Genomic DNA, 12,845 nt, shown 5'->3' on the forward strand with positions numbered 1-12,845 from the left:
ACGTTTAAGACGAAGACGTGGATAGGCTGGGTGTGTAAGTGCAGCGATGCATTGAGCTGACCAGTACTAATGAACCGAGCGGCTTAACCTTACAACACCGAAGGGGTTTTGGTGTGAGAGATGAGAGAGTTTCAGCTTGTTTGCCAGATTGGTTCGGATGGTGGTGTGTTGAGCAGGCACATCACGGTCGGAATGAACTGAATTTGCCTGGCGGCGATAGCGCGGCGGACCCACCTGACCCCATGCCGAACTCAGCAGTGAAACGCCGTAGCGCCGATGGTAGTGTGGGGTCTCCCCATGTGAGAGTAGGGAACTGCCAGGCTTTAAATCGAGTGAACACCCTCAGCGTCAGCTGGGGGTGTTTGCGTTTTTTTGGATGATTTGATTTACTGATTTAACCTTAGATTTGCATAAGATAGCCCACCTCAGAGGGGGTAGGTTAAGACTCAGTTTTTTGGGTTCGAAAGTATAGGGGAGCAACCCAGCTATGACCTCAAGAAGTAGGTTTAGAGGGTTTCGGTGCCGTGTATGCTCTATGTGTGAGATGTTTTTTAACTGATCAAAGAGCATTTCTATCCAATACTATTTTCTTAGCATAATTCGGTTCCATAGAGAAATATCTTTAAGTTTCATATTATTACGCGTATTTATCACCAGGATGATCTCTTGGAGCCAGTTCATTATTCAGAGACTGTGAGATATCCCCTTTGTCGCCATAGATTTTATTGGGGTCGCCGCAGGCCTAATCGCTTATACATTCCAACCTAAAAAAACCGAGCTTGAATTTATGGGATTCTGATATCGCTATTCTTAAACGAAGTTGACGTTAGCTAACAAGTTTAGGGAACTCGGTCCGCAAGCAGATCTTAACGTATTGATTATATAAATATTTAAAATCACGAAAACGAAACATGTGGAACAGAATAAGGAGAGTCATGACCTCATCATAGGAAAGTGTTGAATGACGATGCTGCTGACTTTCACTGTTGTCGAGTAACCGTTGCTGCCTAAGGGAAGAAATGTTTGGCAAAAATCGTCGATTTCACAATAAATTTCGTCTAAATTATTCGTACCTGAGGATTCTGTGAGCAACTTAAACTATAACTAACGGTAATCTTATTGATTAATAGCTATTTTGATGAAATAGCTCCTTTATCATCAAAAGATAGCTTGTTTAATTTTAATCCAAATAGAATCCCTGATTTGGATAAGAATTTACTAATAAGTTTATGGCGAATATTTTTATTTTCCATAGTAACCAGCCTCGTAAGAATTGATGACTCCTTTAATTAATGCTTTTATCTTCTTATCTGAAATCTGACTATTGTCAATTTTTTCTATATGTACTTTTGGTGAAATGAATGTTTCTGACATGTCGATTTCTTGAATGAAATTATCACTATTAAAATAACTAATTCTTTGCTCAAATTCCTGTGAGCTGATATTGTCCATTCTATTCTTAACTCCCTCTCTATAAAATTGTTCAAAGAAAGGCGTTAGAAGTTTAATAGAATTATTCACATGTGTTTTAAAGTAGGGTCAAAATCATCATTAGAACGATAAACATAATGCCTGGCTTCCCGTTCATACGGAGGGAGGTTTACTGAACAAGCGGATAAAAATAAGAGAACAGGTAAAAAATATAAAGAGCGCATAAAAAATCCTCTACAATACTAATAGTCAATTAAATAAATTGATAATGAAGAGAAATTGCTAGAAATTAATTTCAAAGTATCTGTTTGATTAACATATCTATTGCACTGGATATTACCAATAATATCCTGAAAATTTTCAATATTATTATTTTCCATAGCTATATTGTTCTCTTCTTTAGAAAATGACGATGAGGTTCAAAACTCCTAAACCGAAATTCAATGAAATAAGAATCCCCTGAGATTACATGCGCTACAAGGGATTTAAATGATAATCAGCTTTATCGATTCAATTACAGAATACGATTAATCAGCCTGTCTACCCGGATACGGCGTAAGCGACGGATAAGTTTACGTACTTTGACTGGATAAAGCTGGATACTGTCCAGTTCCTGATAATGACTGACAATCGTAGTATGAGTACGGATACAATTTAGTTCTTTTGTACGTTGTTCCTGCATTTCTTTATTAGGATCGTGGATAAGAATTGCATTTTCTAAATCCAGCCCCCAAGCACGAGGATTAAGATTATTGCCTGTAATTAACTGCCAGTGGTTATCTACCCACACACCTTTAAGATGGTAGCTATTATCACCATCTTTCCATAGCCGTATAGTGAGTTGATCGTTGTCCACATAGCGCTGTAGCCTGCTGATAAAACGGCGTAGGTTGATTTCATATAGATATGGCAATGCACCGATAATTTTAAAGGGTTCTTCCGGTGGAATATAAAAATCGTTGGCAGTTTTATCGCCAACAATAATTTCTACTTGTTTACCTTGACGAAGCAGATGAACAATCAGTCGGGCAATAATAGCTGGAAGGTTAAAATACGGAGTACAAATAACCAGCTTTTGTTCTGTGCTGGCAATAAGATGGCTGATGGTTTTATTTAGAAGGTTTTTCTTCCCCAGACCGGCAAGTGGAATGACAGACAATTCATCGTTCGTTGCCTGATTATTTATCTGATAAGTCGTGTGTCGCAGAGAAAAACGAAATTGACGGATCAGAGTTTTAATTTCAGGGCTACGAGGGCGATTCTTACAATTCAGTTTTTGTACAGCACCTGTAGCGATAATGTAATTATCAATAAAGTGCTTCATTGCTTCTGCAAGTTTTGCATTGTGAAGCAAGTGGTAGCGATCATAACGATATTTATCATGTTGGTGAAGATAAACATTATTAATGCTCGCTCCGCTATAAATCACTGTATCGTCAAAGATAAAACCTTTTAAATGTAAAACCCCTAGTGCTTCACGGGTATTTACTGGTACACCTAATACTGGGATTTTTACATCAGAATATGTTTCTGCCATGGAACAATACCAATCGGCATTAGTTGCCATTGCAACAGCACCAATTCGTCCACGTTGTGCCCGATGCCAGTCAACAAGAACTTTAATGTCCAGGTTCGGGCGTTGTTGTTTAGCCGCATAAAGTGCATTAAGGATATCTCTCCCTGCATCATCGTTTTCCAGATAGAGGGAGATGATATAAATATGTTTTTCAGCGTTAGCAATTTTTTCCAGCAGGGTGCTGCGGAACACTTCGGGTTGATAAAGTGTTTTAACATCAGCAACTGACTGAGGTAGCTTAGGCAGTTGTGCAAGGTGCTGTTGGTGTTTAGCTTGTTTGAATTTAGACAACATCACAGTGCGTTTTTTCTCTTATGTTGGATGGCTGAAAATACGATTATATAAAAGTAATGAATCAAATGATCTGGCGATAATACCATTAGTTTGGCTAATTGTGAGCATGATTTAACGCTTTGCTACCTAATGATTCAAGTCTGTGCGATTCATCACGTAGTTGATTTAAAGTTCGAGGGCTAAGTTTACAATACCATCCTCAAATTGAATATCTATGGTAAATCCAAGTTTTTTTGCCAGTTTTATCATAGTACGGTTTTCTGGCATGGTGATGGCGTTGAGGCGGTTTATGCCATGTTCCCGTGTATAATTAATCAGCTTAATCATAAGCTGATGCCCAAGGGTAATTCCTTTTAAATCAGAGCGTACCAGCACAGCGAATTCTGCTTCAACATTATCTGGATCAGCTATGGCTCGGGTGACACCGATAATTTCCGGGGTAGTCTTAGGATGACGCACAGCAACAAATGCCATTTCACGGTCGTAATCAATCTGAGTCATATTTGCTAAATCATCGTGGGTGAATTCGCTGATTTCACTGAAGTAGCGATAATAAAGATCTTCTTTGGTAACCTGACCGATAAAATCTTTCAGCAGTGGTTCATCTTCTGGCAGAATCGGACGTAGAAGGCATTCTGCGCCATCTTTAAGTTTTATGGTTTCTTCCAGTTCGCTTGGATATGGGCGGATAGCCAATCTGGTCCGTGGATCACCTTCTATCGAAGATAATTCCATTGAAACATCCAGTAGTGTGAATTCATCGCCGGAAGCCAGTAATGGATGAATGTCTAGTCGTACAATTTGCGGGCAATCAAGTAACAGGTTAGATACTTGAACCAAAAGTCGGCTGAGTGCCAGCACATCTAGTGATTGAGGGGAGCCTCTGAGTTTAATTTTTCTACTTTTAATGGCTTGAATAACTAGGTATCGCGCTAATGCCATATTAAGCGGTGGCAATGCTACGGCTGCTTGTGTCTCCTGTGACCATTCAATACCACCTTCTCCCAGCATAATCAGTGGGCCAAATACCTCGTCTTGTTCTACTGCAATGCGCAACTCTTGTGCTCCGGCACGGTTTGCCATGCTTTGAACTAACAGTCCTTGAACCTTTGCCTGAGGGAAATTTTGATTGACTCGTTCGATAATCGCTTGAGCAGAAGCTCTAACTTCATTTGCGTTTCGCAAATAGAGCATAACCCCCTGAACGTCTGATTTATGCGGGATATCTGGCGAACGTAATTTCAGAGCGACAGGATAACCGATCTGTTGAGCAATACTGACGGCTTCATCACTGTTATGTGCAATCCAGGTTGGAAGTGTATTGAGGCCATAGGCTTCCAGAATAGGTTGAACTTCATGGGTATCCAGACGAGAATTCCCCTGCTCCAGAGCTTGTTGTATGCACTGATGGGCGCGGGCCGTATTGGCTGTGATGTTTGCTGATAGTACTGGCGTTTCTGTTAATTGTTTCTGATTGCGGCGATATTCCACCATATGCATAAAAGCAGTAACAGCGCCTTCCGGGGTTCGGTAAGTTGGAATGCCGGCTTCACTGAACAGACGGCGGGCTTCTTGTGAAGAATATTCTCCACACCAGTTGGTGAAAATAGTCAGCCATTTTCCCCGAGGATGTTTACGGATTGTTTCAATGACTTTTGTGGCGGTCTGAACGCCGGGCGCAATTGCGCTAGGAGAATGAATAAGTAATAGAGCATCATGGTCATGGCTGTCTAGCAAAGGTTCTAGCGCAGTGATGTAACGTTCCACTGTGGAGTCATCTCTTAAATCCAGTGGATTGTGTAGGGAGATGGTTTCTGGCAGGTGTGTTTTCAATGCCTTTGTTGTTTCTTCACCTAACGTTGCTAACTTACCGTTACGACGGAATAATTCATCCAGCGCCATTGCTGCTGGAGCAGCACCATTACTAACGATAAATAGTCGCTCTCCTCGTAAAGGTGACATATGACTTAATGTTTCTACCGCAGAAAACATTTCATGCGTATCTTGTACCCGTAATAATCCGGCTCGCTGAATTGCTGCGTCATAGGCAGCATCCAAATTTTGTTGTTCACCAAGTAATTTCTGGGCCTGTTTGGTACGCCCGCTTTTAACCACTAGAATAGGTTTATTGCGGGAAGCGCTTCTGGATGCTGAAAGAAAGCGACGGGCGTCATGAATATGTTCCAGATAGAGCAGGATAGCACTGGTTTTACTGTCACGAGCCAGAAAATCAAGCAGATGATCAATATCAATATCAACACTGTCGCCTAATGCAATAAAGTAGGAAAATCCGACTCCTCGGTGTTGAGCCCAGTCAAGAATCGTATTTGATACCGCCGCGGATTGAGAAATAAAGGCTAGTTTTCCTTTGAGTATTGGAACTGGAGAAAAACTGGCGTTTAATCCTTGCCAGGGGGCTAATAATCCCAAGCTGTTTGGTCCAAGTAACCGGATACTATAGTGTTGGCAACACTGTTTTAGTTCAGTAAATTGGGGCCCTGGTGAGGAAAGAATAATAACTGTTTTGCAACCAAGTTGTCCCAGTTGTTCCAGACATTGCAAATTGCGACTATGATGAGTGCAGATGACAGCCAAATCTGGTGTGATCGGTAATTTATCTATTGAAGGATAGGCTAAAACCCCTTGAACGGAACCGCTATTGGGTGTTATCGGCAGTATTGGCCCGGCAAATCCTCCTGCAAGCAGGTTGCGCATCATAACTGAACCTGCTCGTTCTGGTTTTTCTGAGGCGCCAATTACAGCAATGGATTTAGGGCGTAATAAAGCTTCAAGTCCGCGCTGGCTCATCAGGAGGCTCCTTGTTAGCGATTAATGTGGTCACTGTAACGGATTTTGTTGGTAATTGCTGTGATTTACGTTACCGGGTGATGAGGTTTACCTGCCAGATATTGTTGATGAAAATAGCTAAAATGAGTAAGCAGCCGCTGAGAAGCAACTAAGTCGCCAGCCTGTTCCAGGATGGTAGCAGCTACTTCTGCGGTACAATGTTGTTCTTCTCTGGCGGACATCCGCAGTAAATAATCTGCTTTTGCTGCACTGTTGATTGATAACAATGGAATATCATCTAGGTAAGGGCTTTTACGGAAAATTTTCCTGGTTTCTGTCCATGTGCCATCCAGCATAATAAATAACGGTGGCTTACTGTCGGAAGGGATATGTTGATAAACCTTACGTAGAGGTTGAGCATAGTTTTCTGGAAATATCAGATAGGGCTGACGGGATGGATCTTGGATTGCGGTCAGCATTTGTGGGTCAGGAGCGGTTCTTGACCAAAGAAAAGCTTGTGTATCAGGAAGAATGTCAGCAATCAATTTACCTGTATTACTGGGTTTCATTGGCTCGGTATCAAACATGATAAGACAAAATCGGCTGGTGGCATTCGCCGGTTCGATTGTATCGCACAGACAACTTTTTTGTGGCAGTAGACAGTAAGAGCAACGTTCTATAACGGCAACCACGGGCACGAAAGGGACGAGTAGAGCGAGCGAGGCGCTGCTGGCGCAGTTGGAAGACGGTATTATCATTCATAAATCAGGAACCTGGGTCCTTCAGGTAAAAGGTAGGAAAAAAATTAAAGGCATATTTTAATGGATTGTAGGTGTCAGAGGTAGCTTACCATGCACACATCAGGTAATCTTCGCGCCATAAAGTAGTTGGAGAGACGAATGAACGATTCATACAGTGGTAAAAATGGCAAAGTCAAAGTGATGTATGTCCGTAGTGAGGGCAGTAATGACAGCCGCAGCAATAACAAACGTCCGTCGGGCAAAGGACGCGATCAAGGTCAGCGTCGTCGGGACAATGAGCGATCATCCCGTTCTCCGCGTGTTACTGAGCGTGAAAGATCGCCTTGGAAAACAGTTTCTCGCCCTGAGAGTGATTCTTTAACGCCAGAGCATGGCGGTATCAGTGGGAAAAGTCAGATTGATCCAGAGCAGCTTCGTCGTCAGCGAATGGAAGAAACCCGGATTTATGGTGAAAATGCTTGTCAGGCGATGTTTAAGAACCGTTCTGAAGCGATAGTTCGTGCCTGGTTTGTTGAGTCAGTGACACCACGCTTCCGTAATGCTCTAAAATGGATGGCTGCTAATCGCAAAGCTTATCATGTTGTGGATGAAGCTGAACTGGCGAAAGTGTCAGGTACTGAACATCATGGCGGTGTTTGTTTTCTGATTAAAAAACGCAGTGGTTTGAATGCGCAGACCTATCTGAAAAGTGCTCCGGCAAAAGACTGTGTTCTGGCTCTTGAAGATGTGGGTAATCCACATAACCTTGGTGCCATTATGCGAAGCTGTGCGCATTTTGGTGTGCAGGGTGTGATTTTGCAGGATGTGGCTTTGCTGGAATCTGGTGCGGCTATTCGTACAGCAGAAGGTGGCGCTGAACATATTAAAGGTATTGATGCTGATGGCTTTACCACCACACTGAATAAATTTCGTGAAGCTGGTTACACCATTGTGACAACATCCAGCCATAAAGGCAGCACCAATTTAGCTAAAGCTAAATTACCCGAAAAAATGGTTCTGGTACTTGGTCAGGAACATGATGGCTTGAGTGACAGTGCTTGGGAACATGGCGATATGAGTCTGTTCGTCGGCGGCACAGGTTTGATTGAAAGCCTGAACGTTTCTGTTGCAACTGGCGTTATGCTGGCAGAGTGGTGGCGACAGAATAGAGCCTGATGGAAAAAGCGGGAGCCGTGGGTGCTCCCGTTTTGCTATTTAAGATTCAGTGGGCTCCGCTAACATTATCTTTACTTCCTTGTGTGAATGGGGGTTTTGCTAACCAGACGAGTATAATCAAAATCAGGAATACGCCGGCGGAGAGCCAGAAAATTTCATTTGCTGAAATTATGAGTCCCTGATGGGTAATTTTTTTTGCCAGATAAGCAGAAATTTGCTGGTTATTCATTCCCAATGCCGATAATTGCTGATAAATCTGTTGAGTCTCGGGGTTATAAGGATTGATGTATTCAGTAAAATGAGAGTGATGTATTGCTTCGCGTTGAGTCCACATTGTTGCTGTGAGTGATGTTCCTATTGAACCTGCCAATGTTCGGATAAAGTTAGACAGACTGGATGCAGATGCCATCCGTTCTGGCCGTAAGCCAGAAAGGGTAATGGTTGTTAGCGGCATAAAGAAACAGGCGATAGCAAGCCCTTGAATAAACTGAGGCCACGCCGAAGCGGCAAAATCCATTCCTGGTTCGAATGTATATGCCCGCCAGTAATAACAGACAGCGTATATAACAAAGCTGAATGTCACTATGTAACGCATATCTACGCTATTACCGTACTTACCAATCAGTGGTGATATTATCAATGGCAACAATCCTACCGGCGCTAATGCAAGCCCTGCCCAGGTTGCTGTATAGCTAAATACTTCCTGTAATAACTGAGGTAATAAAACAATCGTGCCGAAGTAGAGTAGATAAGCTAAACTCAGGCAGAGGCAACCAATAGTAAAATTGCGTTCTTTGAACAGCGACAAATCAATAATTGGGTTGTCATCGGTCAATTCCCATATTGTCAGACATATCAATGCTATTACGGCTATAACAGTTAATATGATAATTTCTGTAGAATTAAACCAGTCCAGTTCTTTACCCTGATCCAGCATAATTTGCAAACAACCTACCCCAATGACTAGTAACATGAGTCCTATTGTGTCGATAGGCTTGATCTCTGTTTGGGTTTCACGCCCTTTCAGTGTTTGCATAGCAATCAGAATAATCGCTATGCCAACAGGAACGTTGATAAAGAAAATCCATCCCCAATGATAGTTATCACTGATGTAGCCACCCAGAATAGGGCCAAAAATCGGTGCGACAATAATAGTGAGTGACCATAGAGCCAGCGCCATATTTGCTTTGGCGGGTGGATAGTTGTTTAGTAGCAGGCTTTGCGAAAGAGGAATAAGAGGACCAGCAACTAATCCCTGAATAACCCGGAAGAAGATTAGCATGCCAAGACTGTTGGAAATTCCGCATAACCAGGAAGCTATAGCAAATAGGGCTGTTGACCAGATGAATAGCTTAACTTCACCAAGGCGTTTTGCCAGCCATCCGGTAATCGGGATTGATATCGCATTAGCGACACCGAAAGAGGTAATTACCCAGAGTCCTTGAGTGTTTGATGACCCCAAATTACCTGCGATAGTGGGTATCGCTACATTAGCAATTGTGGAATCCAAAACTTGCATGAAGGTCGCTAAAGATAACGCAATGGTCATCCAGGCAAGTTTGGCGCCTGTAAGCGGCTGTCTTGTCACTATTGCCTCCGATATTGTTTTTAAGAGTTATTATTGATTATGTCGCTAACTATTTTATTTGCCGGAGACATATCTATTGCGAGTGCAGAGGTGTGATAAGCCGATTTAGTGCGTGTTCTGTCAGACAGAACAGGACCATCAGAGCTGGTGGTATCTACCCTGACTTTAGTCGAGAGACCGATGCGTAATGGGTATTTCTCTAATTGCCCAGGATCCAGTGTAATGCGGACGGGTAAGCGTTGAACAACTTTAATCCAATTACCACTAGCATTCTGAGCAGGCAATAAAGAGAAGGCGCTGCCTGTACCCATATCAAGGCCAGTGATTTTGCCACTAAATATTTTACTTCCACCGTAGAAATCGCTGGTGATTTCTACGGGTTGGCCAATACGCATATCGGCAATTTGAGTCTCCTTGAAGTTAGCTTCTATCCACATATCGTTTGCTGAAACTATCGCCATTAGAGGTGTATTTTTATTGACTTGTGCGCCAACCTGTACACTGCGGCGTGAGACATAGCCATCAATTGGGCTGACTATTTTAGTGCGTTGTAGCGCCAGCCAGGCATTACGGACTTCCGTTGCTGCTTGTTCAACGGCAGGTTGCTTCTCTAGTGGAGTATCACGAATAATTGCCTGATTAGCGTTATATTGCTCAATAGCGATATCCAGTGCGGCTCGGGCACTGGCAACGGCTTCCTGTGCATGTTGCAACTCTTCTTTACCAATCACTTTCTGAACGCTAAGTATTTCACGACGGCTGAGATCATTTTGAACTTTGGTCAATTCGGAGCGGCGCAGAGCGATATTAGCCTGATATTGTTTACTGCTAACTATCTGCTGATGAGTCTGACGAACACTGTTTGCCAGGGCTGTTTTTGCTTTTTCCAATGCTAACTCGGCATCACGGGGGTCGAGTTGTACTAATACACTGCCGCTTTTCACAAAGTCAGTATTATCGAAGTTAACTGTAATTACACTGCCGGTAACTTGCGACATAATCTGAACTTGATTGCCTGTAACGTAGGCGTTATCTGTTTCTTGATGGTGGCGTAAAATGAAAAACCAATAAAAAGAGTAGGCAATACCGAGCAGAGTAAATACAAGAGTCAGTAATACTAAGGCACGACTGCGTTGTCTTTTTTTGTCATCGGTTGGATTTTGTGGTGCTGGTACTTCAATTTCCTCATTCGTGCTCATAGTAATCTCCATACTTGTTATCTATCTTTTGGCCACTATCATCTTTCGGCTCACTTTCCAGTAGTGGTATATCATCACTACTGGAAAGGTGAATTACACAGGATCCAATGTTATCGAAGAATAATAGTTAGCTTTTGGCAGAAAAGATCATCTTGGCTAACAAGGAAATTTTTTTCGAACAATTTAACCAGAAAATTATTGTTTGGATGAAAATTGCTCGATCAAACAATAAGTTATTTTTTGATACAATCGCCCATAGTATCAAGTCTGACCAGTAATTTTCTCATTAACTTCTCTAACTGTTTTTGCTCCTCCTGGTCAAGGCATGACCAAAGTCTTCTCAAGCAATCATGCTGAGGTGGAAGTAAACTATTTAAAAATTTTGTACCTTGATCTGTCAGGTGAAGGTGAAGACAGCGACGATCGTTATGACTTTCCTTTCTTTCAATCCATTCTTGCTTTTCTAATTCATCAGCAATACGCGTGGCATTAGTACGGGAAGAACCTAGTGCGGCACTTAATTCTGATGGTTGGATGCTGTGGCTTTCTTTAGTATCAAGGATCATTAGGGCCATGAACAAAGTTTCATTGATTCCTTGAGCTTTCAGCATATTATTACGGTTTTCAAGCAATTTGCTTTGGACGTGCATTGATAACCTAGTCAACAGGATCTCTTGATAAGGGATATCTTTATTTAATTTGGCTTGCTGTGCTGCACGAATATTCAGTAATTCTTCGGTAGGCGTAAACGAACTTTCCATTATTTAGATACCTTATTAGTTTCAACTGGTAAGATAACTTTTGTTATCAAACATCCAAATGGTATATTAAAAGATAAATTTAGCAATTGTAGTTATTTATTATCATCATATTTCTTTTGATATTGATACCTAATTCATAAATATTTTGAATGTTAGCCCAAAAAGCAGCGCACCGAATAGAGTTGCGAGTATAATTTTCTGTGTTTTGTAGAAAACCAAGCAGATAGTTAAAAAGCCCACCAGGGTAGGAAATAGCTTTTTACTGTCTCTCATTACATCAGGTATACCTGATACGATGAGTAAAGCGCAGATAGATGCAATGCCAATGCTGTCAAGAATAATGCCTGTTTTTCCGCCTTGTCTGCCGCCAGACTGACGCGCTTTACCAAAACGCAGTGGCAGATAGCGGAACAAAAAGTTAGCTAACCCAACAAATAGCCCGATGAGCAAAATTCTACTGTCAATCATTGTGTTTCCTTTTGTTCATAAGTGTCATTGCAACTGTTTCGTGGTTGTAACAATGCTGCGATACAACCACCGACAATACCTGCCAGAATGGCAACAGGGATTGAGAAAAGAGTAATTCCCAACAGTGCCCCAATCAGTGCTGCTGCAACACAATAACTGTTTTGTTTTCTGCAAGATGCAAGCAGAAAACTGAGAAATAATGCCGGTAACATGAAAGTCATGGCAGCTTCTATCGCAGGGTAGGATTCCAGATAACCGTTGCCAAGAAATGCGCCGGCTGCTGTGCCAAAAACCCAGGCAAGCCAGGAACAACTCGCAATAGTAACCATCCAGTTTTCACTCCAACTACGTTGGTTCTTAATCAGTTTTGCGGTGGCTGCGGCAAAAACTTCATCTGTCAGGCCAAAAGCCCAGATAAGGGTTTTTTTCCCCGTTAGTTTATCTTTGATACGATGTCTTAAAGAGGGACCATAAAGGATATGGCGAATATCCATTGCCAGTACTGTCAGGGCAGAAATCCATAATGACATGCCCGCGCTCAGTAAAGCCGTGATAACGAATTGGCTTGCACCGGCGTAAATGATGCATGAAAAGAAAATGGCTTCTATTGGGTTGAAGCCAAGTTTGACCGCGCTAAGACCAAAAGCAAAAGCAACGGGAATGTACCCGATAACGATGGGTAAACTATCCATTATTCCTTCAGTAAAGGAGGATTTTTTACTGGATGAAGACGTTGATGCGTCAGGAACAGGCATACAATATATCCGGTTATATAAATGTTGTGTAACATTAACAAAAGGGAATCAAATAGAAAATATTATCCTT

The 12,845-nt window shown here is 42.1% G+C and carries 8 protein-coding genes, 2 rRNA genes and 3 pseudogenes; 4 read left to right on the forward strand and 9 right to left on the reverse strand.

Translation table 11 applies throughout. The features are described 5' to 3' along the window. From C5470_RS13015 to C5470_RS23690, 3 genes and pseudogenes are all read left to right on the forward strand, one after another. Window positions 1-91: ribosomal RNA gene (locus C5470_RS13015) — 23S ribosomal RNA — on the forward strand; the annotation flags it as partial. A 115-nt stretch (window positions 92-206) separates the two neighbouring features. Beyond that, window positions 207-322: ribosomal RNA gene (gene rrf, locus C5470_RS13020) — 5S ribosomal RNA — on the forward strand. A gap of 408 nt (window positions 323-730) precedes the next feature. Further along, window positions 731-824, forward strand: a pseudogene (locus C5470_RS23690) (IS982 family transposase); the annotation flags it as partial. Between the two features lie 418 nt (window positions 825-1,242). Here the strand turns inward: C5470_RS23690 and C5470_RS13025 are convergent. The 4 genes and pseudogenes from C5470_RS13025 to C5470_RS13040 form a co-directional block, all read right to left on the reverse strand. Next, window positions 1,243-1,527, reverse strand: a pseudogene (locus tag C5470_RS13025) (Exc2 family lipoprotein); the annotation flags it as partial. A 418-nt stretch (window positions 1,528-1,945) separates the two neighbouring features. Continuing rightward, complete coding sequence (pssA, locus tag C5470_RS13030) at window positions 1,946-3,301, reverse strand: CDP-diacylglycerol--serine O-phosphatidyltransferase (RefSeq protein ID WP_166289710.1); 1,356 nt, start codon at window positions 3,299-3,301, stop codon at window positions 1,946-1,948. A 165-nt stretch (window positions 3,302-3,466) separates the two neighbouring features. After that, window positions 3,467-6,109: a bifunctional acetate--CoA ligase family protein/GNAT family N-acetyltransferase gene (locus C5470_RS13035; protein WP_166289713.1), complete on the reverse strand. Its 2,643-nt coding sequence runs from the start codon at window positions 6,107-6,109 to the stop codon at window positions 3,467-3,469. 65 nt (window positions 6,110-6,174) lie between these two features. After that, window positions 6,175-6,850, reverse strand: a pseudogene (locus C5470_RS13040) (tRNA-uridine aminocarboxypropyltransferase). 137 nt (window positions 6,851-6,987) lie between these two features. On the opposite strand from C5470_RS13040, the gene C5470_RS13045 reads away from it, so the two are divergent. Further along, entirely contained in the window at window positions 6,988-8,004 is a 1,017-nt protein-coding gene (locus tag C5470_RS13045) for a tRNA/rRNA methyltransferase (RefSeq protein WP_166289716.1), read from the forward strand. A gap of 46 nt (window positions 8,005-8,050) precedes the next feature. Here the strand turns inward: C5470_RS13045 and emrB are convergent, their stop codons facing one another. The 5 genes from emrB to C5470_RS13070 form a co-directional block, all read right to left on the reverse strand. Then, window positions 8,051-9,592: a multidrug efflux MFS transporter permease subunit EmrB gene (gene emrB / locus C5470_RS13050; RefSeq protein WP_166289719.1), complete on the reverse strand. Its 1,542-nt coding sequence runs from the start codon at window positions 9,590-9,592 to the stop codon at window positions 8,051-8,053. A 20-nt stretch (window positions 9,593-9,612) separates the two neighbouring features. Next, a complete protein-coding gene (emrA, locus tag C5470_RS13055; protein ID WP_166289722.1) occupies window positions 9,613-10,791 on the reverse strand; it encodes a multidrug efflux MFS transporter periplasmic adaptor subunit EmrA in 1,179 nt (392 codons plus the stop codon). Window positions 10,792-11,024: 233 nt separating this feature from the next. Next, a complete protein-coding gene (gene mprA, locus C5470_RS13060; protein WP_021323081.1) occupies window positions 11,025-11,552 on the reverse strand; it encodes a transcriptional repressor MprA in 528 nt (175 codons plus the stop codon). A 129-nt stretch (window positions 11,553-11,681) separates the two neighbouring features. Beyond that, complete coding sequence (gene ygaH, locus C5470_RS13065) at window positions 11,682-12,017, reverse strand: L-valine transporter subunit YgaH (RefSeq protein WP_339916622.1); 336 nt, start codon at window positions 12,015-12,017, stop codon at window positions 11,682-11,684. Then, window positions 12,017-12,775, reverse strand: a complete 759-nt coding sequence (locus C5470_RS13070; protein WP_166289728.1) for an AzlC family ABC transporter permease — start codon at window positions 12,773-12,775, stop codon at window positions 12,017-12,019. The genes ygaH and C5470_RS13070 overlap by 1 nt, the downstream gene beginning before the upstream one ends. Window positions 12,776-12,845: the final 70 nt, after the last annotated feature.

The sequence above is a fragment of the Photorhabdus stackebrandtii genome (genome assembly GCF_011189495.1).
Taxonomy (GTDB): domain Bacteria; phylum Pseudomonadota; class Gammaproteobacteria; order Enterobacterales; family Enterobacteriaceae; genus Photorhabdus; species Photorhabdus khanii.